This is a genomic window from Methylobacter sp. (genome assembly GCF_036845245.1).
GTDB lineage: Bacteria > Pseudomonadota > Gammaproteobacteria > Methylococcales > Methylomonadaceae > Methylobacter_A.
Genome location: NZ_DAIUEH010000011.1, coordinates 65800 through 91303 on the forward strand (window position 1 = coordinate 65800; position 25504 = coordinate 91303).

Annotated in this window: 21 protein-coding genes and 2 tRNA genes; 17 read left to right on the forward strand and 6 right to left on the reverse strand. The window is 49.6% G+C overall.

Translation table 11 applies throughout. The features are described 5' to 3' along the window. Positions 1 to 200: 200 nt before the first annotated feature. From lpdA to aceE, 3 genes are read right to left on the reverse strand one after another with little or no spacing between them, the layout of a single operon-like run. Complete coding sequence (gene lpdA / locus V7051_RS06890; protein WP_333874204.1) at positions 201 to 1634, reverse strand: dihydrolipoyl dehydrogenase; 1434 nt, start codon at positions 1632 to 1634, stop codon at positions 201 to 203. 13 nt (positions 1635 to 1647) lie between these two features. Further along, positions 1648 to 2952, reverse strand: coding sequence for a dihydrolipoyllysine-residue acetyltransferase (gene aceF, locus V7051_RS06895; protein ID WP_333874205.1), 1305 nt, complete (start codon positions 2950 to 2952; stop codon positions 1648 to 1650). Between the two features lie 14 nt (positions 2953 to 2966). Then, positions 2967 to 5696: a pyruvate dehydrogenase (acetyl-transferring), homodimeric type gene (gene aceE / locus V7051_RS06900; protein WP_333874206.1), complete on the reverse strand. Its 2730-nt coding sequence runs from the start codon at positions 5694 to 5696 to the stop codon at positions 2967 to 2969. A gap of 481 nt (positions 5697 to 6177) precedes the next feature. Here aceE and V7051_RS06905 point away from each other — a divergent pair, with 481 nt between their 5' ends. Then, positions 6178 to 7005, forward strand: coding sequence for an undecaprenyl-diphosphate phosphatase (locus tag V7051_RS06905; protein WP_333874207.1), 828 nt, complete (start codon positions 6178 to 6180; stop codon positions 7003 to 7005). A 171-nt stretch (positions 7006 to 7176) separates the two neighbouring features. Here the strand turns inward: V7051_RS06905 and V7051_RS06910 are convergent. Then, positions 7177 to 7252: transfer RNA gene (locus V7051_RS06910), tRNA-Asn, on the reverse strand. Between the two features lie 15 nt (positions 7253 to 7267). Further along, a tRNA-Arg gene (locus tag V7051_RS06915) sits at positions 7268 to 7344 on the reverse strand. Between the two features lie 234 nt (positions 7345 to 7578). Between V7051_RS06915 and V7051_RS06920 the strand changes: the two genes are divergently transcribed. Beyond that, positions 7579 to 8109: an SRPBCC family protein gene (locus V7051_RS06920; protein ID WP_333874208.1), complete on the forward strand. Its 531-nt coding sequence runs from the start codon at positions 7579 to 7581 to the stop codon at positions 8107 to 8109. A 464-nt stretch (positions 8110 to 8573) separates the two neighbouring features. On the opposite strand, the gene V7051_RS06925 is transcribed toward V7051_RS06920, so the two are convergent. After that, positions 8574 to 9230 (reverse strand): response regulator transcription factor, encoded by a 657-nt coding sequence (locus tag V7051_RS06925; protein ID WP_333874209.1) that lies wholly within the window; start codon positions 9228 to 9230, stop codon positions 8574 to 8576. A 320-nt stretch (positions 9231 to 9550) separates the two neighbouring features. On the opposite strand from V7051_RS06925, the gene V7051_RS06930 reads away from it, so the two are divergent. The 15 genes from V7051_RS06930 to V7051_RS07000 all read left to right on the forward strand — a co-directional run bounded on the left by V7051_RS06930 (position 9551) and on the right by V7051_RS07000 (position 25440). After that, the gene (locus V7051_RS06930; protein WP_333874210.1) at positions 9551 to 11365 is read left to right on the forward strand and encodes a methanol/ethanol family PQQ-dependent dehydrogenase; all 1815 of its coding nucleotides are present in this window, start codon (positions 9551 to 9553) and stop codon (positions 11363 to 11365) included. A 60-nt stretch (positions 11366 to 11425) separates the two neighbouring features. Then, entirely contained in the window at positions 11426 to 12274 is an 849-nt protein-coding gene (moxJ, locus tag V7051_RS06935) for a methanol oxidation system protein MoxJ (RefSeq protein ID WP_333874211.1), read from the forward strand. A 15-nt stretch (positions 12275 to 12289) separates the two neighbouring features. Continuing rightward, positions 12290 to 12766 (forward strand): cytochrome c(L), periplasmic, encoded by a 477-nt coding sequence (moxG, locus tag V7051_RS06940; protein ID WP_333874212.1) that lies wholly within the window; start codon positions 12290 to 12292, stop codon positions 12764 to 12766. A 13-nt stretch (positions 12767 to 12779) separates the two neighbouring features. Beyond that, a complete protein-coding gene (locus tag V7051_RS06945) occupies positions 12780 to 13064 on the forward strand; it encodes a methanol dehydrogenase [cytochrome c] subunit (RefSeq protein ID WP_333874213.1) in 285 nt (94 codons plus the stop codon). A gap of 210 nt (positions 13065 to 13274) precedes the next feature. Beyond that, entirely contained in the window at positions 13275 to 14291 is a 1017-nt protein-coding gene (locus V7051_RS06950; protein ID WP_333874214.1) for an AAA family ATPase, read from the forward strand. A gap of 325 nt (positions 14292 to 14616) precedes the next feature. Then, a complete protein-coding gene (locus tag V7051_RS06955) occupies positions 14617 to 15453 on the forward strand; it encodes a DUF58 domain-containing protein (protein WP_333874215.1) in 837 nt (278 codons plus the stop codon). Continuing rightward, positions 15450 to 16325, forward strand: coding sequence for a nonribosomal peptide synthetase MxaA (locus V7051_RS06960; protein ID WP_333874216.1), 876 nt, complete (start codon positions 15450 to 15452; stop codon positions 16323 to 16325). The genes V7051_RS06955 and V7051_RS06960 overlap by 4 nt, the downstream gene beginning before the upstream one ends. Continuing rightward, the gene (locus V7051_RS06965; RefSeq protein WP_333874217.1) at positions 16322 to 17302 is read left to right on the forward strand and encodes a vWA domain-containing protein; all 981 of its coding nucleotides are present in this window, start codon (positions 16322 to 16324) and stop codon (positions 17300 to 17302) included. Before V7051_RS06960 ends, V7051_RS06965 begins: the two co-directional genes overlap by 4 nt. Beyond that, entirely contained in the window at positions 17299 to 17859 is a 561-nt protein-coding gene (locus V7051_RS06970) for an MxaK protein (RefSeq protein ID WP_442919635.1), read from the forward strand. The genes V7051_RS06965 and V7051_RS06970 overlap by 4 nt, the downstream gene beginning before the upstream one ends. A 159-nt stretch (positions 17860 to 18018) precedes the next feature. Next, on the forward strand, positions 18019 to 18999 hold the full coding sequence (locus V7051_RS06975; RefSeq protein ID WP_333874219.1) for a vWA domain-containing protein: 981 nt from the start codon (positions 18019 to 18021) through the stop codon (positions 18997 to 18999). A gap of 186 nt (positions 19000 to 19185) precedes the next feature. After that, a complete protein-coding gene (locus tag V7051_RS06980; protein WP_333874220.1) occupies positions 19186 to 19695 on the forward strand; it encodes a hypothetical protein in 510 nt (169 codons plus the stop codon). Positions 19696 to 19969: 274 nt separating this feature from the next. After that, positions 19970 to 20926: an ABC transporter substrate-binding protein gene (locus V7051_RS06985; protein WP_333874221.1), complete on the forward strand. Its 957-nt coding sequence runs from the start codon at positions 19970 to 19972 to the stop codon at positions 20924 to 20926. A gap of 166 nt (positions 20927 to 21092) precedes the next feature. Next, a complete protein-coding gene (locus V7051_RS06990) occupies positions 21093 to 22433 on the forward strand; it encodes a sensor histidine kinase (RefSeq protein ID WP_333874222.1) in 1341 nt (446 codons plus the stop codon). Further along, positions 22430 to 23074, forward strand: coding sequence for a response regulator transcription factor (locus V7051_RS06995; protein ID WP_333874223.1), 645 nt, complete (start codon positions 22430 to 22432; stop codon positions 23072 to 23074). The genes V7051_RS06990 and V7051_RS06995 overlap by 4 nt, the downstream gene beginning before the upstream one ends. A 557-nt stretch (positions 23075 to 23631) precedes the next feature. Continuing rightward, the gene (locus V7051_RS07000) at positions 23632 to 25440 is read left to right on the forward strand and encodes a c-type cytochrome (protein ID WP_333874224.1); all 1809 of its coding nucleotides are present in this window, start codon (positions 23632 to 23634) and stop codon (positions 25438 to 25440) included. Positions 25441 to 25504: the final 64 nt, after the last annotated feature.

Here is a 25504-nt window from a genome sequence, read left to right on the forward strand (position 1 = left end):
AAAGTCAACATTTAAAAGCACCAACACCCTAATTACATGCCAGCATGGATATGGTGTCCGCAATTGCTCCATGCAATCTTGCGGCATTTCCTCCATCCATGGAGGTCAATGCTGATATTGCATAAGGCCGGATCGTCTATAGTAGAATACTTAACAGTACGCGACACAGAAACAATAACAGGAGTTAATACTTTTAAGTCTTATTTTTTAATATAAAGATCAGTAATTGAACCTGTGATCATTTCGGCGGCAAAGGCGAAAGTCTCCGATAACATTGGATGTGGGTGGACAGTCAAACCGATATCTTCGGCATCGGCACCCATTTCCAGGGCCAGCACCGCTTCGGCGATTAACTCACCGGCGTTGGGACCGACCATGCCTGCACCGAGAATTCTGCCGGTTCCCTTTTCGCAGAGTATCTTTGTCAGGCCTTCCTTGCGCCCCAAACTTAAGGAGCGTCCACTGGCCGCCCAAGGAAATGCAGCTTTATCATATTCTATGCCTTGTTGTTTAGCCTGATTTTCAGTCAGGCCCATCCAGGTTACTTCAGGATCAGTATAAGCAACAGCTGGAATAGTCAGCGCATCAAAGCCTGCTTTTAACCCGGACGCAACTTCGGCGGCAACTTTGCCTTCATGTGAAGCCTTGTGAGCCAGCATCGGATTACCGGCTATATCGCCTATCGCAAAAATATGAGGAACATTGGTGCGCTGCTGCTTATCGACAGCAATAAAACCGAGGTCATCGACATTAACGCCTGCCAGCTCGGCACCGATCAACTTACCGTTAGGTTTACGTCCAACAGCAACCAAGACTGCATCGAATACCGCCGCCCCCGGTGCACTTTTACCTTCGAAAGACACTTTCAGGCCGTCGTCTTGTTTTTCAATGGAAGTAACCCGTGTTTCCAGCCAGATATTTTTATATTGCTTTTTGATACGCCGGAATAAAGGGGTAACCAAATCATTATCGCAGCCGGGAATAATCTGCTCCATCAACTCAACCACGCTGATTTCAGAGCCAAACGCATGATAAACCGTGGCCATTTCCAGACCTATGATGCCGCCGCCGACGATCAACAGTTTTTTGGGAATTTCTTTTAATTCCAACGCATTGGTCGAATCCCATAAGCGCGGATCATCATTCGGGAAAACCGGGATTTTGGTAGCCTGCGAACCGGCAGCAATAATCGCTTGGTCGAAGCTGACGGTTTTTATACCGTTTTCGGTTTGCACCTCAAGCGTATTAGGCGAGGTAAACTGCCCGGTGCCCTGGATTAAGGTTATTTTGCGCTGTTTTACCAATTGGGCCAAACCGCCAACCAATGTTTTGGTAACGCTCTCTTTCCAGGCCCGAATCTTGTCTATATCAAAGCTCGGTTTACCGTAATTAAGACCGTGTTGTTCGAACTCATCAACTTCGTGAATAATTTGTGCGACATGCAGCAGAGCCTTGGACGGAATACAACCGACATTAAGACAGACTCCGCCAAGAACCGGATAGCGTTCGACCAATACCACTTGCTTGCCTAAATCGGCAGCACGGAATGCCGCCGTATATCCGCCGGGACCACCGCCTAATACCAGAACTTTCGCATGTATCGTAGACTCATTAATCGCTGGATTAGCTTCCATATTATGTTCCTGATTAAAGTAACAATCGGCGGATATCGCCCAAATATTGTTTGATGGCGGCCATGAAACGAGCGCCTTCCACACCGTCAATGACCCGATGGTCGTATGTCAGATCAAGCGGTAACATCAGCCGCGGCACAAACTCATTGCCGTTCCATACCGGTTGCATTTTGGCCCGGGTAACGCCGAGTATCGCCACTTCAGGAGCGTTGACGATAGGTGTAAAAGCCGTACCGCCGATACCGCCGAGACTGGAAATAGTGATGCATCCGCCTTGCATTTCAGCAGGCATCAACTTTCCCAGGCGGGCTCTGTTACTTGTTTCAGCCAATTCGGCAGATAATTCATTGATGCCTTTGCGGTTAACATTGCGTAACACCGGCACTACCAAGCCATTAGGCGTATCGACTGCGATACCAATATTAAAATACTTCTTTAATATCAATTTTTCGCCATCGGCAGACAGCGACGCGTTAAACTGCGGGAACTGTTCCAACGCGGCAACCAGCGCCTTGATAATAAATATCAAACCGGTGATTTTTATGTCATCTTTGGACTTCTCCGCATTCAGCGCATTGCGGAACGCTTCCATTTCAGTAATATCCGCTTCCTCATGGTACGTGACCATCGGCAGGTTCAGCCATACGCGACTCAGGTTTTGTCCGGTCAGACGCTTGATTTTATTAAGCTTCTGCTCTTCTATTTCACCGAATTGCGAAAAATCGACGGTCGGCATTGCCGGAATCCCGGAACCGCTTTGCGCTACGCCTTCAGCCATAACTTTCTTGACGAAGTTTTTCACATCGTCTTTTAAAATACGTCCCTTGCGGCCGCTACCGGCTGTTATTTTGTGTATTTCAACGCCCAGCTCACGAGCATAGAGGCGCACAGCGGGAGTCGCGTGAGCAGCATGATCAGAGATATTGCCAGCTGGGGTTTCCGATATGGGCTCAGGTTTGGCAGCCACCGGTTCAGGTTTAACAGCAACGGGTTCACTGACCGGCTCCGGTGCTTTTTCCACCGGCGCAGATGCTTCTACTGCCGGCTGTTCCGGTTGTTCAGCGCTATCCGCTTCGGCGCTTGCCAATACCGTCGCAATCAAGGTCCCTTCAGAAACTTTATCGCCGGGCTTGATAAATAATTCCTGCACCGTACCTGCCGCACTGGAAGGTAAATCCATGCTGGCTTTATCGGTTTCAAGCACAGCCAGGGTTTGTTCCAGTTTTACCTCATCACCCGGTTTAACCAATACGTCTACTACATCGATATCAGCAACATTGCCGACATCAGGAACCTTGATTTCAATTAATAACGCCATTTTGTGTCCTTCCGTTAAATTAGCCAGGGAGCTGCTATATCAGGGTTTATACCGTATTTGGCAATAGCCACATCCACTTTAGCGGCATCGAACTGACCTAAGTCTGCCAAGCTCTTTAACGCTGCAATCGTTACATGGTAGCGGTCTACCTCAAAAAACCGGCGCAGATTTTCGCGCGTATCGGAACGGCCGAAACCATCGGTGCCCAGCACTGTATAAGGAGCGGAAATAAGGCTACGGATCTGCTCGGCAAAGGCACGGGTATAATCGCTGGCGGCGATTACCGGTCCTTCCGCATTGGCTAAGCAATGCGCGACATGAGATTGTTTGGGGGTTTCGGTCGGATGGAGACGATTCCAGCGCTCGCAAAACTGACCGTTTCTGGCCAGTTCGGTGAAACTGGTGCAGCCCCATAAATCGGCTTCAACGCCCCAGTCGTTGCGCAGTAATTCAGCCGCCGCTTCGACTTCACGGAAAATTGTTCCCGACCCCAATAATTGTACGCGAGGGGCTTTCTTTATCTCCACGGACGGAGTGTATGCCGCCGGACTGTCGGGAACAGGTGCGGCGTTAGCGCCTTTCTTGAAACTGTACATGCCTTTCAATATATCCAGCTCCATGCCTTTAGGCATCGCAGGATGGGCATAGTTTTCGTTCATCACGGTGATGTAATAAAAAACATCTTCCTGTTCGACATACATTCGCCGTAAACCGTCTTGAATAATCACTGCCAGCTCATAGGCATAGGTCGGATCATAAGATACGCAGTTAGGTACCGTCGCCGCCATCAAGTGGCTGTGCCCGTCTTCATGCTGCAGCCCTTCGCCGTTCAGCGTAGTCCTGCCTGCCGTGCCGCCCATTAAAAAGCCCCGGGTGCGTTGATCGGCAGCTGCCCAGATTAAATCGCCAACCCGCTGAAAACCGAACATCGAATAATAAATAAAAAACGGAATCATCGGTACGTTATGGGTTGAGTACGAGGTGCCTGCTGCAATCCAATCGCACAAACCGCCCGCCTCATTAATGCCTTCCTGTAGAACTTGTCCGTGCTTGTCTTCCTTATAAAACATTAATTGGTCGGCATCTTGCGGCGTATAAAGCTGTCCAACTTGTGACCAGATGCCCAGCTGCCGGAACATGCCTTCCATACCGAAAGTTCTTGATTCGTCAGGAACAATCGGCACGATACGTTTGCCGATATTTTTATCTTTGGCCAAAATATTAAGCAGTCGCACGAAAGCCATAGTCGTGGAGATCTCGCGGCCTTCACCGCTGGCTTCCAACAACGCTTTGAAATCGCTCAATATAGGAACATCCAACGCATAAGATTTTGTTCTTCTGGCAGGCAGGTGGCCGCCCAGCTCAGTGCGCCGCTGCTGCATATAGGCCAGTTCCTTTGAACCTTCAGCAAAGCTGAGATAAGGCAAATTTTGTAGCTCTTCATCATTAACAGGCAATGCATAGCGATCGCGAAAGTTACTTAGCGAACTGGCACTCATTTTTTTCTGTTGATGAGAAATATTCTGGGCTTCTCCCGATGCACCCATGCCGTAACCTTTAATGGTTTTAGCCAAAATGACGGTGGGCTGCCCTTTATGATGTACCGCTGCATGGAAAGCGGCAAAAACTTTAACTGAATCATGTCCGCCGCGGTTAAGTTCCCAGATGTCGCGATCGGACCAGTCGGACACCATGGCTTTTAATTCAGGAGTATTAAAGAAATGTTCGCGCACATAAGCGCCGTCTTTAGCCTTGAAGGTTTGGTAATCGCCATCGACGCAGGACATCATGCGAGCCGCCAGCAGTCCATCTTTATCACGAGCCAGCAACGCATCCCAGCGCTGCCCCCAAACCAGTTTGATCACATTCCAACCGGCACCGCGAAATTCACTTTCCAGTTCCTGAATAATCTTGCCGTTGCCGCGCACCGGCCCATCCAGACGTTGCAGGTTGCAATTGATAACAAAAATAAGATTATCCAGTTTCTCCCGTCCGGCCATGCCGATGGCGCCCAACGATTCGGGTTCATCAGTTTCGCCATCGCCTAGAAAGCTCCAGACCTTACGACCCGAAGTATCAGCAAGGCCACGCCCATCTAAATAGCGCATGAAACGTGCCTGATAAATAGCCATAATCGGCCCAAGCCCCATAGAAACCGTCGGAAACTGCCAGAACTCCGGCATCAGCCAGGGATGAGGATAAGACGGCAAACCATTACCGTCCACTTCCTGACGAAAGTTATCCATCTGTTCCAGCGTTAATCGTCCCAACAAAAATGCACGGGCATAATCTCCCGGTGTTAAGTGGCCTTGGGTAAAAATAAGATCGCCGTCATGTTGCTCTGAAGGCGCACGCCAGAAATGGTTATAGCCGACATCATATAAAGTAGCCGCCGATGCAAAACTGGCGATATGACCGCCGACGTTGGTGTGCTTATTCGCCCTTAACACCATCATCATTGCATTCCAGCGCACATAAGCGCGGATATTGTGCTCTATGGTAACGTCACCCGGAAACTGCGCCTGTTGTGCGACAGGAATGGTATTAACATAAGGGGTATTGGCGCTGAAAGGGATATCGAATCCCGCTTTTCGGGTTACCGAAACCAATTGCTCAATCAGGAAATGCACACGTTCGCTGCCGTCGTGTTCCAGCACGGCTTGCAGTGCTTCAATCCACTCCCTGGTTTCTGCTGGATCGATGTCATTCTGTCCGGTGATTTTTGAGATTAAGCTATTGGTCATTGATTGATCCTGTTACGGCGAATATGCATGGATTAAAAATGTAGGTTGGGGCCCATAGGGCAAAAGAGCGTAGCATCGCAATTGCGTCTTGCGTCGCCTCGGCAATAGCTCCTGCATTGCTCCAACTCCTGCGTCCATGCAGTCGTAAAGCGCCTATTTCGGCACTCTATGTTCTACATACTCCAGATGGATGCGAAGAATGCAGAAATTGATCTGTCCAGCCGTCATAAACTCAATATTTTACTGAAATAGTGAAAGCAAGGCCAGAAATGCTCTAATTATTGCGCATAGTATAAACAATGCGAAGAGAGCAATACACCCGTTTTAGTCATATTACTACTGAAAACGCGACGACGAATTCGAGTTTTACTGAGCGGATGTCTGTTTTTTTATAAGATGGCGGTTTATTATAGGTGAGCTGCTCCACGTCACAGCAGGATGCACTTTCACCCACCGAATCACTCACCTTACTAAATAAAATATGGATTTTATATTATTAATTAAAACTATCATTTTGGGCATTGTTGAAGGCTTGACCGAATTTTTGCCGGTTTCCAGTACCGGGCACTTAATCCTGGTTGGCGACTTGCTGAATTTTAATGATGACAAGGGCAAGTTATTTGAAATTGTTATTCAGGTTGGCGCTATCCTGGCGGTGTGCTGGGAATACCGAGCCAAAATCGCCGCCGTTGTTATCGGCTTACCAAGCCAAAAGCAGGCACAAAAATTCACCTATAACCTGATTATTGCCTTCATTCCATTGGCAAGCTTGGGTTTACTGTTCGGCAAATACATCAAAGCCGTGTTGTTCAAGCCCATTCCTGTGGCCTTGGCATTTATCGTCGGTGCTTTGGTGATTATCTGGGCGGAAAAACGGGAACATAAAATCCGCATCCAGGAAGTTGAAGACTTGACCCCATTAGATGCTTTAAAACTCGGTATCGCACAAGCTTTCGCGTTGATTCCGGGAACTTCTCGTTCCGGCGCTACTATTATAGGCGGTTTGTTATTCGGGCTTTCACGCAAAGCCGCAACTGAATTCTCTTTTTTTCTGGCGATCCCCACGTTGATTGTTGCCAGTCTTTATGACTTATATAAACATCGTGATTTATTAGACTTGGCAACCGACGCCCCCTATTTTGCCGCAGGACTGGTTGCCGCATTTCTCAGCGCACTGTTGGCAATCAAGGCGTTATTACGCTATATCAGTCATCATGATTTCATTGTTTTTGCCTGGTACCGTATCGTCTTCGGCCTGATTGTTATTGCGACTTCATATAGCGGTTTGGTGCAATGGACTGTTGATTAATACCGGTTATCCAAAATAACCGACCAAAAAAGATATTACCGCATTACCAACTGGAATTGATTGATCGAAGTGCCAACAAAGGGCATTTAGCAAAACACGCTGATGTTATTGACATAAAAAACAGCAGGCATAAAAAAAGCCCTACATTTGCATGTAAGGCTTTCTTTTATTTGGCTCCCCCGGACGGGCTCGAACCGCCGACCTAATGATTAACAGTCATCCGCTCTACCGACTGAGCTACAGGGGAATAATTTTTTCAGTATGGCGCGCCCGGAGAGATTCGAACTCCCGACCGCTCGGTTCGTAGCCGAGTACTCTATCCAGCTGAGCTACGGGCGCCGTACTGAGAGGCGTATTATGCTCACCTCTTCCATTCATGTCAAGCGTAAATTTAAACAGTCTGTAAATATTCAGATGAACGAGTATTTTAGATTATTAATTTTTATTCAGTATTCAGCAAAAAATCAAAGTCTTAAAAAACGGAAATTTCCCTGCCGTTATCAGGAAAGTTACCCAATACCTTTCGCCTGGATTTATGAATAATGGATTATTTAACTAATGATATTTAATGACATGAACCGTTTAACCTTAACATTATTGAGCTTCCTATTATTCCCCATTGCGTCAATTGCTCACGGCCCTACCCCGCAAAAAGCCAAAGAAAGCATCACTATCAATGCACCGGTCGATACGACCTGGAACGCAATCAAGCAATTCGACGATATTGCAAGCTGGCACCCCGATGTCAAAGCCAGCTCGGGCGACGGAAAAAACGCCTCCGACGGCACCCGGACCATTACCCTGAAAAATGGCGGTCAACTGGTGGAAAACCTGGATTTTTACAGCGACAAGGATCATGAATATAACTACCGCCTTAAAACAGAAAATGTAACCGCGTTTCCGGCCAGCTCCTACACCATCAATATTCAAGTGACAGCCGGAGCCGATGCCAATACCAGCGTGGTTACGCTAAAAAGCCGCTTCTACCGCGGCGACACCGGCAATACACCGCCTGAATCCCTGAATGATGCGGCGGCAGTTAAAGCGATGAATGAGTTTTTCAAGACCGGTCTGGCTGGACTGAAGCAAAAACTGGAAAAATAAGACTGATTGCCTCTCACAGGCGTCAACTTTAGACATCACCACGAAGACACGAAGTTCACGAAGTTTTTATCTTGTTTTTTCTTCGTGAACTTCGTGGAAGGAGTACAGGAAGCGTAACGCTAGTGGAGCGGTGTACGACGACCCCCGCGTAGCCGTAGCGGCCGGGCGTTTTGACGAAGTTGTAGCGTTAGAGTAAGCGTAGTCAAAATACAAGGCCATCCGATACGGTGCCAAGTCATTACGGGAGTCATGGCGCACAGCGTAGCAACGCGAAGTTGTGTGCCGTGACGGTAGGAGGACGAACGCGGGCCACCGCAGACATTAATGGTCAGGTCATTTTTCGCTGCTAAAATCGGACGGATCCATTTTAGCTTTCGCGAAAAATCCTGGCGCGCTTGTCTTCGTGGTGAATTAATCAATACATTTACAGTGTGGATATGAAGCGCAAGAGATTCTTCTCCCCTTTAATTTTCGTGCGCTTCAATAAGACCTTGCCTGCTTGCCAGCAAGGTCAGTTCGGCCAGTGTCTCCGCGCCCATTTTTTCCTTAATCACGGTACCGTGATTGCATACCGTTTTGTAACTTAAACACAGCTTTTCCGCCGCCTTGCGGACCGTATAGCCATTCGCCAGCAAACAGAATACATCGAACTCCCTCGGAGAAAGCGTTTTTATTTTTTCCGATTCGTCCTGTTCGCCAACCATAGAAACAGCCAGTTGTTGGGCAATATCAGGATCGACATAAGTACCGCCCTTGGCAATTTTATAGACCGCCGTAACCAGCGTTTCAGGCGCGCTGTTTTTGGTGATATAACCTTTGGCTCCGGCCATCAGCGCGCGCGTCACATACACCAGTTCATTGTGAATGCTGAATACCAAAATTTTACAATGCGGATTACGATTAATCAGCCTTCTGATACTCTCAAAACCGCCTATGCCCGGCATCGATAAATCCATCACCACAATATCGGGTTGATGCTGATTGTAAATTTGGCAGGCGACTTCCCCGCGATCCGCCTCATAAATCTGGCCGATTTTTTCGGATAAGGCAAGATAGGCTTTGTAACCCGTTCTAACCACGGCATGATCATCCACCAATAAAACACTAATCTTCCCCGTCATTACTTTATCCCATAACGTGTCAAAACAGACATCATGCCTGTTTATAAACGCTAAATCGATAGGAGCTTTTCCTGTTCTATACCACGAATAGACAAGGAAGTTTTCTTGGTTTATTTCGGGTATTTTTCCCGTATTTTTCCGGGCTTATTCCGTAACGCTGTAAGCAACCGCTCCCGTACCATGACCGCCTGTTCAGCCCTGCATCTCAATAAAGCATTGCAAACGTTTTGATCAAGAAAGCTGGTTACCTTACTTAAACTTTATTGATGCGCACGGGCTGGCTTCATATAAGTACAACAATCATAACCCCTGGAGGAACTATGCGGATTTCCAAATTCACCCGCACTGCTGTCGCATCCGCTGTTTGTAGCGGCGCCTTATTATCGGTTTCGATACCGGCACAAGCCAACAAAGCCCTGGATAGACTGTCAAAAGAAGATACTAACTGGGTCATGCAGACCAAAGACTACGGTGCAACCCACTTTAGTGAAATGACCCAGATTAACGCGCACAACGTCCAGCATCTACAACCGGTCTGGTCGTTTTCTACAGGTGTTCTGAACGGGCATGAAGGCGGGCCGCTGGTCGTTGACGGCATTATGTATGTGCATACGCCGTTCCCTAACAATATTTTCGCAATCGACCTGGATCAGCCGGACAAAATTTTATGGGAGCACAAGCCTAAACAAAATCCCGCTGCCCGTGCCGTAGCCTGTTGCGACGTAGTCAACAGGGGCTTGGCCTACGCGCCCGCCGGTGACGGTTATCCGGCCACTATTTTCCAAAATCAACTGGACGGCCATATCGTTGCGTTAAATGCGAAAACAGGCGAGTTGTTGTGGAAAATGGAAAACTCCGACATCGCGATGGGCTCCACACTGACCGTCGCGCCTTTTGTCGCTAAAGATAAAGTCATTGTCGGTAGCTCAGGCGCGGAATTGGGCGTAAGAGGCTATGCCACCGCCTATAACATCAAAGACGGCAAACAGGCATGGCGCGTTTACGCCACCGGCCCTGACGCCGACATCAAACTGGCCAAGGATTTTAACAGCGCCAACCCGCATTACGGCCAATTCGGCCTGGGCCTTAAAACCTGGGAAGGCGATGCCTGGAAAATCGGCGGCGGCACCAACTGGGGCTGGTATGCGTTCGATCCCGACCTGGACATGCTCTATTACGGCTCAGGCAACCCGGCGCCGTGGAATGAAACCATGCGCCCCGGCGACAACAAATGGACAATGACCATCTGGGGCCGCGACGTCAATACCGGCGAAGCCAAATTCGGTTACCAAAAAACGCCGCATGACGAATGGGATTACGCCGGCGTCAACTACATGGGCTTATCGGAGCAGCTGGTTGACGGTAAAATGACCAAACTGCTGACCCACCCCGACCGCAACGGCTTGGTTTATACGCTGAACCGTGAAAACGGCAACTTGGTCAACGCGTTTAAAATCGACGATACCGTCAACTGGGTTAAAAAAGTCGACCTGAAAACCGGCCTGCCGGTTCGCGATCCCGAGTTTTCCACGCACATGGATCACGAAGCCAAAGGCATTTGTCCGTCCGCGATGGGTTACCACAACCAGGGCATCGAATCGTACGATCCGAACAAGAAACTGTTCTTCATGGGCACCAACCATATCTGCATGGACTGGGAACCGTTCATGCTGCCTTACCGCGCAGGCCAGTTCTTTGTCGGCGCGACGCTGAACATGTATCCGGGACCTAAAGGCACCTTGGGACAAGTTAAAGCGATGAACTCCGTGACCGGCAAATTCGAATGGGAAATCAAGGAAAAATTCGCAGTCTGGGGCGGCACCACCGCAACCGCGGGCGACCTGGTTTTCTACGGTACTTTGGACGGTTACATCAAAGCCTTGGATTCACGCAATGGCAAAGAATTGTGGAAATTCAAACTACCCTCCGGCGTTATCGGTCACCCGATTACCTTCGGACACAAAGGCAAACAATATGTGGCGATTTACTACGGTGTCGGCGGCTGGCCCGGCGTTGGTTTAGTGTTCGACTTGCAAGATCCTACCGCAGGTTTGGGCGCAGTCGGTGCGTTTAAAGAACTGGCTCACTACACGCAACAAGGCGGTGGTGTGATGGTCTTTGCATTGGGCTATTAAAACCACATATAGGTGCGGATTTATCCGCACCTATTTAAACCGGCATTAATGAGAGTAAATATGCATAAAAACAAGTTTTTCATAACAGCCTTATGTCTGGGGACAAGCTTAGCCGTAACCCAAGCCAGCGCTGAAGAAAACAAACCGTTAAAGGTCTGCGCTGCGGAAAACGAAATGCCTTATTCCAATAAGGCAGGCGAAGGCTTCGAGAATAAATTGGCGGAATTGGTCGGCAAAGCACTGGGCAAAAAAGTCAAATACCTTACTTGGAGTGATCCGCGTTACTACATACGGGACACGCTGGATAAAGGACTGTGCGATGTGGCGATAGGCGTCGATAAAGGCGATCCCAGGGTTTTAACCACCCAGCCTTATTACCGTTCCGGCTATGTTTTTATCTCGCGCGAAGCCGATCATCTGGATTTGCTTAATTGGGATAGCGAAGCTTTACGCAAGGTAAAACGCATCGCTTTTGTACCCGGCACACCGCCGGAAGTGATGATGAAGGCTATCGGGCGTTACAACGATATGTTCAATTATTCTCAGGAGCTGGTGGGTTTTAAATCTGCACGCAACCAGTACATCAAATATGAAACATCGAAACTGGTCTCTGAAATTTCATCGGGCCATGCCGAGGTTGCCGCCCTTTGGGGGCCGTCTGCCGCGCGTTATGTTAAAGCATCGTCAACACCGCTGGTGATGACAATGATCCCAGACGATAGCGTTCGTGCGGATGGTCAAAAAGTCGGCTCTCATTACAGTACTTCAATGGGCGTTCGAAAAAACGATCCGGCCTTACTGGCTCAGCTGAATAAGGTTATTGAAGATCATCAAGATGAAATAACAGAGCTGCTGAAAGCAGAAGGCATCCCTTTAGTTCCTGAGCCCAATGCGCCTGAGAAATCATAAAAAATAGGTTTTAACATGAAGAAAAATAAATTACTCGTCGTATCGGCTGTCAGCATTGCGTTGATCAGTACGGCGGCTTTAGCGGAAATAACCTTTCGCAATACCATTACCGGCGCACCGCTGGATATGAGCGTCGCCAAATCGGGCGGTAACGAGGCTGTTTTCAATCAATTTAAGGAGACAGGCAAGAACCCCTACAACGGCGATAAAGAAGCCATACAAAAAGGCCACGATCTGTTTATGCCCGCTTGCTCCGGCTGTCACGGTCATGAAGCCGAAGGTAAATTAGGGCCGGGACTGGCTGACGATTACTGGACCTATCCATCGGCCGCTACCGATCAGGGGTTGTTCGAAGTGCTGTTCGGCGGTGCTAACGGCATGATGGGGCCGCAGTATGTCAATTTATCGACCGATGAAATGCTGTTGATTATGTCCTGGATACGGGACATCTACAAAGGCGATCCAAAAAAAGCCAAATGGTTAAAAAAATAGAGAGGAAAAACTCATGAAAAAAATGCTTTTAATGAATGCAGGCGTCGTGTTGGCGGCGTTGTCCTATTCGGCCATCGCTTACGACGGTCAAAATTGCAGCGAACCGGGTGTTTGCTGGGAACCCAAACCGGGTTACCCGGAAAAAGTGGCGGGCAGCAAGTACGACCCGAAACATGATGTCAATGAACTGAATAAACAAGCTCAATCGGTTATAGAAATGGAAGAGCGCAACAAAAAACGCCAGGAACATTTGGCCAAAACCGGCAAGTTTGTTTATGACGTAGACGATATCGAGTAATCATTGTTTGGGCATAAATACATTCCAACCCCTTCCGTCCCCTTATGAGTCTGTTTGTATTTTATGCCCTTTTTTCTTTGCAGCCATGTAGGAACGGGCCGCGCCCGCGATATTCTGGAAACAGTTGTGGGGTTCAGGCATCGGTCGCGGGCATGGCCCGCTCCTACACAATCTCGCCGCACAGATAAATTCAGATTTTTTATATAGCCAATGAACACAGACACCCAACTCACCGACTGGCGTAACCAAGCGTTACAGTTTGAACAGCAAATCAACCAAACCGTTATCGGCCTGCAACCTGCGGTCAGGAATATCGTCCTGGCCGTTTTCGCCAGAGGCCATGTCTTGCTGGAAGGCAATGTCGGCGTCGGCAAAACCACGCTGTTAAGAGCGGTTGCGCAAGGCTTGGGCGGTGACTATCAACGGATTGAAGGTACCATTGACCTGATGCCCGCCGACTTGATCTATTACACCTATTTAAACGACCAAGGCCGTCCGTGCGTCGATCCGGGGCCTTTGCTGAAACACGGCGACACACTCGCCACCTTCTTCTTTAACGAAATCAATCGCGCCCGCCCGCAAGTCCATGCCCTGCTGTTAAGGGCAATGGCCGAACGCAACATCAACGCGTTTAACCGCGACTATGCACTGCCTCATATCCAGGTTTTTGCCGACCGCAACCGCGTCGAAAAAGAAGAAACCTTCGAGTTGCCCGCGGCCGCCAAAGACCGCTTCATGATGGAAATCCACATCGATATGCCCGATTCGGATACGGTGTTGGATGAGCTGATGTTTAACCCGCGCTTTCACGATACCGACCAGCTCATCAGCGGCATCAGTAACAGCGGCATTTATTACCGGCTCAATGAACTGGCGCAGTCACTGCAACAGCATATACAAACCAGTCCAAAACTCCATGCTTACGCGCTGAGTTTATGGAAAGCCACGCATCGGCCGCAACACTACGGCGTTCAACTGACCGATGTCGAAATGCCGCAATTATTAATGGCCGGAGCCAGCCCGCGCGCGATGAGTTATTTAATCCGCGCGGCCAAAACCCGCGCCTGGCTGGAAAACCGGGATCATGTATTGCCTGAAGATTTGCAAGCGGTTTTCGCGGTTTGTATGACGCACCGGCTGTTTTTAAACCCGATGTATGCCTATAGGAAAGAGCAGCTGCTGCCCGAATTGATCAAGGGAATTTTGGACCAGGTGGCTGCGCCTTGAAACGTGCTCCATCTTCTTTAGGAAGGCCTACACAGATAGTCCACGAAAAGCACGAAAGACACGAAAATATTTTTGCTGGTTCCCAAGCTTCAGAGACTGTGAAAGTATTCTTGAAAATATGACGCATACTATTTTAGTGACTTGTCAGTCATTGTTTTATTGATCGTGGGAGGGGCTTTAGCCCCGACTTTCGGGGCTAAAGCCCCTCCCACATGAATACTTTCACAGTCTCTGAAGCTTGGGAACCAGAAAATACAACATCCATTGCTTTATTTCGTGGTTTTCGTGGACAACATAAAAACATCAAATCGTAAAAAACCAACCCATGACCGAAACGCTACATTACCGCTTACCCTGGCAATCAAGCTCCGTTTATCCGGGAGCGCATCCCGGACAAATGGTCGGTGCAGGACAATTGTTCAAACGCCATGAACCGCTAATTGCCAGTCCCGACCCCAGACGCATAGACTTGCGCGCCAGTGTACTCGACCCGTTTTCAGGCTATCGGGTGCGCGTCTATCAGCAGCAAAGCACCGTCAACGTCTATCTGCTTGCCGATATGTCGGCATCGATGGGCTACGCCGATAAACAACAAACCTTGATTCGGTTTTTGTTGACCGCCGCCAATTCTGCTTTCGATTACGGCGACAAATTCGGCTTTATCGGCTGCAGCGAGCGTATTGAACACCGCTGGCTGCTTCCCGCCGGCCAGCACTTGGGACGGGTATCGGCACTGGCAAAACAACTACAAGGCCTGACCTTTAGCGGCAGCGCAAACGGGCTGCAAAACGCCGCCGCCTTTCTGCCTGCCGAACGTTCGCTGGTATTTTTGTTATCCGACTGCCATTTCCCGCTCGCTCAATTGCGTGCCGTGCTGGGTTCGTTGCAAGGTCACGATGTGATTCCGCTTGTACTATGGAATCAGGATGAATACGCCACCCTGCCCAACTGGGGCCTGATTTCCTTCCAGGATATGGAAAACAATGCGAACCGCACGCTGTTCATGCGCCCGTCATTACGACAAAAAATAATGGCCGCCTACCAACAGCGCCAACGCGACTTGAAAAACAGCTTCAGGGCTTTTGGCACTGAGCCTTTGTTTATTACCGAACGCTACAGCACCCAAACTATTAATCGTCATTTACAGCAGAGGGTCGCATGAGAATCGCATTAATCCTGATATTTTCGCTGCTGGGCTGTTCCGGCTCGATTGACGAGCCGGTCAGCTACTTTAACGTCGAAACGCCCCGCCCGTTCGGTTACGTTAACGGCGATGAAATTCCCCAGCGCATCATTATCGAGACCCGTTCAGGTATCACATTACAAACCGGCAGCTTACCGGCCAAAGGACAAATCAACCGCTGGCTTAACCTGAACCAGATTACGGTTAAGCAAAGCGGACAGCGTTATCAAATCGACTTGCGCTACCAGGTTTTTTACGCCCCGCTGGAGGTTAAATCATTAACCCTGCCCGGCTTCACCGTGCAGCTCAGCCAGGGTGAAAAAAGCGTCGGCAAAAGCATACCGGCCTGGTCTTTTACCCTGTCCCCTTTAAGGGAGCTGGTCGTACGCCAAACCGAACAGGGCGAGTACATGCGCCCCGACAGTCCGCCGTCGTTATTGGCGAATGACTGGGCGTTGTATGGATTGGCCGCCAGTCTGAGCGTTGCTGCGCCGATAGCGGCATACCTGGGTTATTTATACGCTTGCTTTCCCGGCATGTCGCGACGTACCGTGTTCAAGCGGGCGTTGCGAAAATTGGTGAGCTTGTCCAAAGCCGACATGGAGCAAGCCTTGACCCTTGTCCATCAGGCCTTGAACAGCCTGAACGGGCAGCCGCTGTTTGCTAACCGCTTGAGCGATTTTTACCGGCGTAATCCGCAGTATCTTCAGGTAAGTTCCCAATTGGCTTGGTTTTTCAACTACTCCAACCGCTATTTTTTTTCCGACGGTATGATTGCGGTAACCCAAGATTTGCAACAACTAAAAGACTTCTGCGAGTGCTGCCGGAAAATCGAACGGGGCAGCCGATGAATTTGACGGTCGATACCCCGTGGTTCTTGTCAGGCCTGCTATTCGCCCTGTTGCCGCTGTTCAACAGCGGTATGCGCCCAAGCCCCGCTCCGTGGCTGAGCTTGATACCCGCCGATACGCTATCGGTTTTTATCGTCTGTTGTTTGCGGGTATGCGCCGTCGCGGCAATCGCCGGGCTGGTGCTGGGCATGGCGGGCCTGCATCGCACCGAACAAAGCCGGGAAAGGATAGGCCACGGCGCGCATATCGTATTATTGCTCGATCGCAGCAGCAGCATGGATAACAGCTTTGCCGGACGTGCACCGAACGGTGTAGAAGAGTCCAAGGCTACCGCGGCGCGGCGCTTATTGACCGATTTTGTCGAGCATCGGCAAACCGATTTGATCGGAGTCGCGGAATACAGCACCTCGCCCTTGTTTGTAATGCCGCTGACCGAAAACAAAAACGCGGTGCAGGCAGCGATTGCAGCGACCGCGACACCGGCGCTGGGTTTTACCCATGTCAGCAAAGGCTTAGGGCTAGCCATCTCGTTTTTTGAACAACAACCCGTCACCGGCTCGCGCATTGTGCTGCTGGTTTCCGACGGTGCGGCGGCGATCGATCACGACAGCGGACTGAAATTGCGTGAATGGTTTAGAAAACAACAAGTCCGGCTGTACTGGATTTTCCTGCGCACTGCGGGCAGCCCCGGCATTTTCGATCAGCCTGAAGACAGCCGGGACGACAACGCTGGGGCCATGCCCGAACTGTATCTGCACAAGTTTTTTCAAGGACTGGGCAGTCCCTATCAAGCTTATGAAGCGGAAAGCCCGGACGCGTTAAAACAGGCGATTGCCGACATCAACCGGCTGGAAAACCTGCCCATGCACTATGTCGAACGCATCCCCAAGCAGGACTTATCGGCGGCCTGCTACAGCGTAGCGACGCTATTGTTGCTGCTTCTGCTGGGCGCAAAATTTTGTGAGATCAAACGATGATAAGAACAATCAGGCATATGACATTGTGGGCCCTATTGGCGCTTGCTTTAACGGTTTTCGTGTATAGCGCGGCTATGCTGTACGGCATTCACCAAGACAATGAGTTAATCAGGCAATTAACCTCGGGAAAGGACGTGGCCGTTAATAAAGTGATCAGCGGAGAACCGGAATTACGGCTGGCGCGGGCTTTTTATTTCAAGCAAAAACACCGTTACGATGAAGCGTTATCGACCCTCAGCCTGGTTATGGATAAAGGCGATCAAAAATTCCAGGCCAAAGCCCGCTATAACCTCGGCAACCTATATCTGGAGCAAGCCATACAGCAGGTAAAAGCCACGCATATCAATGAGGCCCTGCCCTTGCTGGGTTTGGCGAAACAGGCCTACCGGCAATCGTTGGCATTGGGCAGCGGCAACTGGGACGCCAAATACAACCTTGAAGTCGCGATGCGCTTACTGCCGGAAATGGACAGGGTCGACATGCCCGATGATGAACCCACAAACCAGAAATCGCAGTTGTGGACAACGGTGCCGGGGTTTCCGCGTGGTTTGCCTTGAGTTTAGACACTTTTACCGCGAAGACACTGTAGGAGCGGGCCGCGCCCGCGACATTTGAGCAGCGATTGCAAAGCAATAACTACTTCATCGCGGGCGCGGCCCGCTCCTACAACCCGTGACACGTTGCTTGGGAACAAATAAAACATAAACGAAAAAACAATGAGCCATACATTAAAAGATTATCGATCCTGGTGCCTGCTGTTGGCGGCTTTAGCGATGCTGGTGCTGTTCATCTACCCCAGCAAGCTGCAAAAAAGCCCGACCTATAACTACACCTTTATTATCGACATTACCCGCAGCATGAATGCAACCGACTACCAGCAAGATAATCAGGCCGTCAGCCGCCTGAATTTTGTCAAGGAAACCTTGCGCGAACTGTTGCAAAAACTACCTTGCGAATCCAAAGTCGGGCTAGGCCTGTTTACTGAAAGGCGTTCGACCTTGTTATTCGAGCCGCTGGAGGTTTGCTCCGCTTATACGGAAATAGACACCGCCATCAGTAAAGTCGACTGGCGCATGGCTTGGGCCGCAGACAGCAATATCGCCAAAGGCTTGTTGAGCACGCTGGACATGCTGAAAAAAAGCGACAGTTCAGTTATTTTCATAACCGACGGACAGGAGGCACCGCCTGTTAATCCCAACTATCGAAGCGATTTTTCATCGATAAAAGGCCAAGCCAAAGGCATGATTGTCGGCGTTGGCGGCTTGCAGGCCGTGCCTATCCCCAAGTTCGACAGTCAAGGCAAACAAACCGGCTTTTATAACCAGGACGATGTGCCGCACCGCTCTTCGTTCGGACAATCCAATTTGGACCCGTCGCAAATCAAAGGCTACAACGCGCGTAACGCCCCGTTCGGCAGCGAAGCCGCCGTCGGCAACGAACATTTGACCGCTTTGCACGAAAGCTATTTGGAAAAACTGGCCGCGGAATCCGGCTTGGCTTACTCCCGGTTGACCGACCTGCAAAACCTGAATAAGGCATTACAAAACCCGAAACTGGCGACTGAAAAACTGGTGCAAACCGATATTCGTTGGCAACCTGCACTGTCGGCATTGCTGCTGATAAGCCTTGCCTATCTGCCAATAGCCTATCTATTCCGTCGATTTTTTTCGCTGATTCCCAAGCTCCGGAGACTGTGAAAGTATTCTTGAAAATATGACACATAATATTTTAGTGACTTGTCAGTCATTGTTTTATTGATCGTGGGAGGGGCTTTAGCCCCGAAGGTCGAGGCTAAAGCCCCTCCCACATGAATACTTTCACAGTCTCTCCGATTTGGGTGTCGGTAACTCCCTTTCGTTATCTATTTTTTTGAGAAATCATCCATGAATAAACAAAAACTGCTGTCAACTCATAATCTTTTTACGCTGCGCTTATTGTTGTCGCTTCTCGGCGCCTACATTGGCACTAGCTATCGGGATGTGAGCCACGATTATTGGCTGGTTATGATGTTTTTGTTTACCGTTATCGCAATCGCGCCCGGCTATTATCGATTCAGGCAGCATCGCGATAACCTCAAGGAACTGACCCGGGACATCATGCATTGGAGCGGCGGTTTATGTGCCGGTATTGTGGTTTACGCCTATCACAGTTCGGGCAGAATCTTCCACGAAGAAACCGGCTTGATCGTGCTGTTAATAGTGGCGTTAACGACTTACCTGGATGGCGTCCAAAGAGGATGGCGCTGTATTTTCACCGGAATATTTCTCGGCCTGATAACCGTCTGCGTCGCTTTTTTCGACAGTTATCTCTGGCAGTTAAGCGCGTTTGCCGCAGCTGCTCTTGTTTACAGCCATTACCGGCAATCCGCTGATAGCCAAACCGGTACGGTTTGAATCATTGTAACTATTCAGCGAATCGAAAATCGCGGAGAACTCACTCCTTCTCCTGATGGAGAGGGCTGGGGAGAGGAGAATTAGATAAGCAAAAAGACCTTTTTTGATTCCCCCTCACCCTACCCTCTCCCACTGGAGAGGGAATTTGTGCTTCGCGCGGAGTAGTTACGGATCATTAACAACCCACGTTCCGGTTACTAAATGAGGACCTTGGTAACCGACATAAAAATGAACGCCAGTCACCTATTATTTTTGTTTAAGCAGGATTGTAATCATGAAATTTAAAATCTTACTGTTAAGCCTATGGCTGTCTACCGGCAGCTTTGCGGCGGAACCAACCTTTATCCGTATCGGCGTTCAGTCGGGCGGCACAGTGGAGTGGGAGTTGCCCGCGTTGCAGGATGCGCTAAAAGCCGGACATGCCGATTTTCAGCTGGACATTCGGCATGTTGCCAATGCTGAAGCCGGCAAGATCGCCTTGCAATCCGGAGAGGTAGACATCATCGTTTCCGACTGGATTTGGGTGTCCGGCTTGCGCGAACAAGGGGCTGATTTTACCTTTTATCCTTATTCCGATATTTCGGGGGCTTTGATAGTGCCGAGCGATAGCGGCATTCATTCCCTACAGGATCTTAAAGGCAAACGCCTGGGCATTGCCGGTGGCGAGCTGGATAAAAACTGGCTGTTGCTGCAAGCCTTGGCTAAACAACAGCAGGATATCGATCTTGATGCGTCGGTGGAAAAAGTATTCGGCGCGCCTTCGCTGCTTAACGAGCAACTTAAGCAAGGCCGGATCGATGCGGTGCTTAATTATTGGCATTTTGCGGCAAGGCTTGAGGCCGAAGGCTATCGGACGCTGATTGACGGCCGCAGTATTTTACAGGGCTTGGGCATTTCAGAATCTGTCGCAAATCTGGGTTATGTATTTAAACAAAGTTGGGCGGACCGGCATCAACAGGCGCTCAAACAGTTTTTAGACGCCGGCAGACAAGCCAAGCAAACGTTGTGCAGTTCCGATGCTGCGTGGCAAAAAATCATTCCATTAACCAAGATAGACGACGAAACAACCCGGAAGCATCTGCACCAAAACTATTGTGCCGGCAATATTGAGCATTGGGGAGAGGCCGAACAAAAAGCCGCAGGGAAAGTTTATTTACTGTTGCATAAGCAGAGCAAACAAGCCCTGACAGGCAAGTCGGAACAACTGCAAGCGGGTACTTTCTTCCGCTAACCGGGCATTCGCGCCCGTATTTTTTTACAAGTTGTTTTTAATAAAAAATACGGGCATTACAAAAAAAGAATTTTTCCTATAGCGATTAAATCTCCATAGATGAATAATGACGGGGTTTTGCATACCATCAGCCCGATGTTGCCAGTAATCCGAATTTTCAAAATCTATGAGCCTGCGTTACCAAATCAACCTGCGAATCTTGATTTCTTCCCTGTGCATTCTGGTACTGGGCGGTTCGATAGCCATCTGGCAAGCGCGTGACGCAGTCAGCAAAGAAGTCGATTCGTCGATCAACCTGGCGGTGCAGTTGATAACGTTCGGCTTCTCGCAAGCATCCAAGACCCCGTTTCATGAGACCGACTGGCTGCCGAAGCTTAACTCGCTGAATCAAACCCGCCATTTAAGTATTCAACTGAAAGAGCCTTCAGGGCAAATCATCAGCTTTCCCCACAAAAACCAGCAAACCGATACTGACGAAAAACCGCCGCAATGGTTTATCAATCTGGTGACAGTGCATTACCCCAAAGTTGAACATCAAATTACCGGTTCCAGCGGCGAACAAATCACCCTGATCATCCAGGCCAACCCCTTGGATGAAATTACCGAAGTCTGGCAAGAAAGCATTTCCTTTTTCAGTTCGATTTTCCTGTTGACGCTGTTTACCTTTTTGGCCGTTAACCTGGCTTTTAATAAGGCGCTCAAATCCATTGCAATCATTGTTGACGCGCTGAAACTCATTGAAACCGGTCAGTATCAGCAAAAATTGCCCTATTTTTCGATTCAGGAATATGACAGCATCGCCAAAGCGATCAATCACATGACCGGCGAGCTGGATAAAAGCCGGCAGGAAAACCGGGCATTAACCCAGCACACGCTGGAGATACAGGAAGACGAAAGGCAACGACTGTCGCAGGAGTTGCATGACGAACTGGGCCAATCACTGACTGCGATTAAAGTCATGGCGGTAACTGCCGGGCGCGCCCAAGCCGGAGCTGTGGGCGCGAAAGTCGACATCAAGCAAACCACCGATTCCATTGTCGCCATCTGCGATCATTTAATGGCTGTGGTGCGCTCGATGATGCATCAACTGCACCCGCTCGTATTAACCGAACTGGGCCTGAAAGCCACGATGGAAGACCTGTTAAACCACTGGTCGGTCAGGAACCCGGAATTAAAGCTTACCATCGCCTGCCCCGACGAAGTCGATAGTCTGGAACAAAAAATCACCATTCAAATATTCAGAATCGTACAGGAATGCCTGACCAATATTGTTCGTCATGCGCAGGCCAGGCAAGCGGACATCAGCCTGGAAGTCGAGCATCAGCCTAAAAAAACGCTGCGGCTACAGGTCAGCGACGACGGCCAAGGCTGCGCTGTCGACAAGATTAAGACCGGTTTCGGCTTATTGGGCATGAGGGAACGGATCAATAGCCTGGGCGGCGAATTCACCATACAAACCCGGCCGCAGCAAGGCATGAGCATCATCGCAACGATTCCACTGCCATGAAAGACAAGATAAAAGTCATACTGGTCGACGACCATGCCGTGGTGCGCGCCGGTTTCCGGATGCTGTTATCGGCCGAAGCCGATATTGACGTAATCGCCGAAGCCGAGCGGGGCGAAGCGGCCTGTCAGCTGTACCTCGACCAGCAGCCTGATGTGGTGGTGCTGGACTTATCCATGCCCGGCATCGGCGGACTGGAAAGCATACGTCGCATCTGCAACCGCGACAGTAACGCCAAGATACTGGTGTTTAGCGTTCACGACGAAATGGTTTATGTGGACAGGGCCATGAATGCCGGTGCAAAAGGCTACATCACCAAAAACAGCGCCCCCGGCATTCTGGTGGAAGCAATACAAAAAATAGCCGCAGGCAAGATTTATATAGAACAGGGCCTGATGAAAAACATGCCCCCGCAAAACAGCGAGGCCGATTACCAAAACATTGTCGATACCCTGTCTCCCAGGGAATTCGACGTTTTCCTGCTGCTGGCAAAAGGTTTAACCGTCCATAAAATCGCCGACGAACTGTGTCTGGGCTATAAAACCGTCGCCAATTACGGCACGCAAATAAGAAGCAAGCTTAAAGTTTCGACCGTCGCCGAGTTGGCGCATATTGCGATGGTTTTGGGAATTATGAAAAATTGAGCATTTACCGCCACATCATCTAAAGCGCATTTATAAACGGCCGCTCAATCCAGAAAAAATGCGCGATCAAAATCCTAGCCGTCCTGCACGCTGAGTTTAACTTGTAGGTTATTAATGACGATTATTGCCCTTAAGTCGTCATTAATAGAGCCTGAAATAACAGACGTCTTTATTTTTAATAGCGATTTATTTAAGCATATAAACTTGTAACAAGCGTCAAGTTTAACGGCTATCATTTGCTTTCTAATGAAAAGGAAAGGTAAACTTAAGCAAACGTCTTCAAATCTCCATCATTTTTGCAATCCGGTTTCTGTCGACCCCGCGTCCTGAATGCATGAATGGCTACGCCTACATAATAAAATTTGCGCATAAAACAAGGCTTGCAGGATTGAGCCGGCCCAGCCCAAATGAATACCGGTTTTGTATGCAGCTACACCATTGACGCTACTGAAATGATGCCTTCAGGACGCTTAAGCACCGGCACATAGGCAAATTCGAACAGACGGCTTTAATTCAAGACTCCATAGTTCTTCATCAATAATAAAAAGAGAGTGCATATGAAATACCTGTATATTTTTACTCTGACCGGTTTGCTCACCGCTTGCGACGGCGCCGAACTGGAAGCGCCAAAACCCCCTGCTCTCGTTCATGACGTGCCGGCCGACTGGCAAGTGGCGCAGCAGGAAAGAACCCAAGCCATTGACGCACATATTCAACAGCACCAAGTCGCCTATGACCGGTTTGCCAATTTCCCCGTCAGTGAAACCGATGGCATTCCTTTTATTATTCTCAAGCTATTCCCAGAGGTAGCACCGGAATTCTGGGGCAGTAAAGAAAACTTCCTTGATGTAATCGGCTTATTCAACGATACGCGACTGGCAGGCTATCCGGTGCCGCGTGGAATAGGATTTAGCGGCTTATCCCGGAAAGATCTGCAAGGCAATATCGACTTTGCCTCTTTTACCTGCGGCGGTTGCCATATAGGCCGGGTGCGACTGGATGACGGCAGCATTAAATACCTGGATGGCGGCATCAACGCGGAATTCAATGTTATCGGCTTCCGCAAGAGAGTTACCCAAACCTTGGCAAAAATCTACCAAGGTGAAACAGATCCGGCCAAGCAACAAAAACGGGTCATCGATACCTTTCTTGCCGCATTGGATGCCGCCCACCGGAAAGACGCCAACTTTTTCTACAGTAATTACAGTTACGAAAACCGGAAGTTTGACGCCGCTTACGAACAAGCCCAGATCGACCTGTTCAAAAAGCAAGCCGATACCGTCATCCCCAAATTCATCCACACCGCCGAACAAGTCTACCGCGGCTGGGGCATAGTCGTTGACAAAGTCTATCCCGAAATTAAAAAGGAAATCATGCAAGGCTATCCCGGCACCGAAGACGCCATCGCGTTCAATGCGGCGAACGCCTACTTTTCGCTGAAGAATAGTCCGTTAACCACGCTGTTTGCCCCTCTCGCATTGCCCTCCCATGCAGGGGTGACCGACATTATGGCGGTATGGAACCAGGATACCCGCAATCCTCGCTGGAATCCGGACAAAACCGACCTGATCAACGGCGGTGGTCAATGGAACGGGCATATTCCTTTGCCGATCTATAAAAATATTGCCGCGCAACTAACCATCGGTTTTGAAAATATCGATGTTCGCGTCTCCGCTTTTTCCGACCAATTACTGGACAAGCTCCCCGCCCCCGCCTATCCCTTTTCTGTTGACGTGGAATTGGCCAACAAAGGCAAAGCACTGTTTGCCGATAACTGCGCTGCGTGTCACCAACCTAATAACGGCAAAGTCTATAGAAATATCGGCACCCATTTAGGCCGCGCCAAAATAGCCGGCACTTTGATTACTCTAGGCGCTCAAAACAGCTTTACCAAGGTTTGCTCCCCAACCCTGACAGTGGATATGAATGGTACCCCCGAACAGCCTTGCGCCGACTATAAAGGCGTTTCCTTGGAGGGTAAAAAGGAACTGTCCATGACATCCCCCAGGCAGCATGATGGCTACAATGCGCTGCCATTGATCGGCATCTGGGCGCAAGGGCCTTATCTGCATAACGGCTCCATACCAACCCTGTACCATATGCTGGTGCCCAGTGAACGCCCCGCTCATTTCGTCAAGAGCCGCCTGGATTTCGACAAGGAAAAAGTCGGATTTTCCTGGGATCCGAATATCGAACCCAGCCCCGACCGAAAAGAAGGCTATCTGTTAAACACAGCTTTGTCCGCCGCCCTCAGCAATACCGGCCATGACCGGAATATCCAGGATGGCGACAAGACTTTCAAACTGGATTGGTCTAATGATAAAGCCGGAGCAATGGCGATTATCGAATATTTGAAGACTTTGTAGATTTCAATGAAGCTTGGCGAGTCGCGCATGGTTTATCCATGCGCGACTCGCCAGAAAAAAGGCC

Coding starts and splice junctions, on each gene's coding strand:
- lpdA (WP_333874204.1), bottom strand. CDS start 1,634: ATGGAAGCTAATCCAGCGATTAATGAGTCTACGATACATGCGAAAGTT.
- aceF (WP_333874205.1), bottom strand. CDS start 2,952: ATGGCGTTATTAATTGAAATCAAGGTTCCTGATGTCGGCAATGTTGCT.
- aceE (WP_333874206.1), bottom strand. CDS start 5,696: ATGACCAATAGCTTAATCTCAAAAATCACCGGACAGAATGACATCGAT.
- V7051_RS06905 (WP_333874207.1), top strand. CDS start 6,178: ATGGATTTTATATTATTAATTAAAACTATCATTTTGGGCATTGTTGAA.
- V7051_RS06920 (WP_333874208.1), top strand. CDS start 7,579: ATGAACCGTTTAACCTTAACATTATTGAGCTTCCTATTATTCCCCATT.
- V7051_RS06925 (WP_333874209.1), bottom strand. CDS start 9,230: ATGACGGGGAAGATTAGTGTTTTATTGGTGGATGATCATGCCGTGGTT.
- V7051_RS06930 (WP_333874210.1), top strand. CDS start 9,551: ATGCGGATTTCCAAATTCACCCGCACTGCTGTCGCATCCGCTGTTTGT.
- moxJ (WP_333874211.1), top strand. CDS start 11,426: ATGCATAAAAACAAGTTTTTCATAACAGCCTTATGTCTGGGGACAAGC.
- moxG (WP_333874212.1), top strand. CDS start 12,290: ATGAAGAAAAATAAATTACTCGTCGTATCGGCTGTCAGCATTGCGTTG.
- V7051_RS06945 (WP_333874213.1), top strand. CDS start 12,780: ATGAAAAAAATGCTTTTAATGAATGCAGGCGTCGTGTTGGCGGCGTTG.
- V7051_RS06950 (WP_333874214.1), top strand. CDS start 13,275: ATGAACACAGACACCCAACTCACCGACTGGCGTAACCAAGCGTTACAG.
- V7051_RS06955 (WP_333874215.1), top strand. CDS start 14,617: ATGACCGAAACGCTACATTACCGCTTACCCTGGCAATCAAGCTCCGTT.
- V7051_RS06960 (WP_333874216.1), top strand. CDS start 15,450: ATGAGAATCGCATTAATCCTGATATTTTCGCTGCTGGGCTGTTCCGGC.
- V7051_RS06965 (WP_333874217.1), top strand. CDS start 16,322: ATGAATTTGACGGTCGATACCCCGTGGTTCTTGTCAGGCCTGCTATTC.
- V7051_RS06970 (WP_442919635.1), top strand. CDS start 17,299: ATGATAAGAACAATCAGGCATATGACATTGTGGGCCCTATTGGCGCTT.
- V7051_RS06975 (WP_333874219.1), top strand. CDS start 18,019: ATGAGCCATACATTAAAAGATTATCGATCCTGGTGCCTGCTGTTGGCG.
- V7051_RS06980 (WP_333874220.1), top strand. CDS start 19,186: ATGAATAAACAAAAACTGCTGTCAACTCATAATCTTTTTACGCTGCGC.
- V7051_RS06985 (WP_333874221.1), top strand. CDS start 19,970: ATGAAATTTAAAATCTTACTGTTAAGCCTATGGCTGTCTACCGGCAGC.
- V7051_RS06990 (WP_333874222.1), top strand. CDS start 21,093: ATGAGCCTGCGTTACCAAATCAACCTGCGAATCTTGATTTCTTCCCTG.
- V7051_RS06995 (WP_333874223.1), top strand. CDS start 22,430: ATGAAAGACAAGATAAAAGTCATACTGGTCGACGACCATGCCGTGGTG.
- V7051_RS07000 (WP_333874224.1), top strand. CDS start 23,632: ATGAAATACCTGTATATTTTTACTCTGACCGGTTTGCTCACCGCTTGC.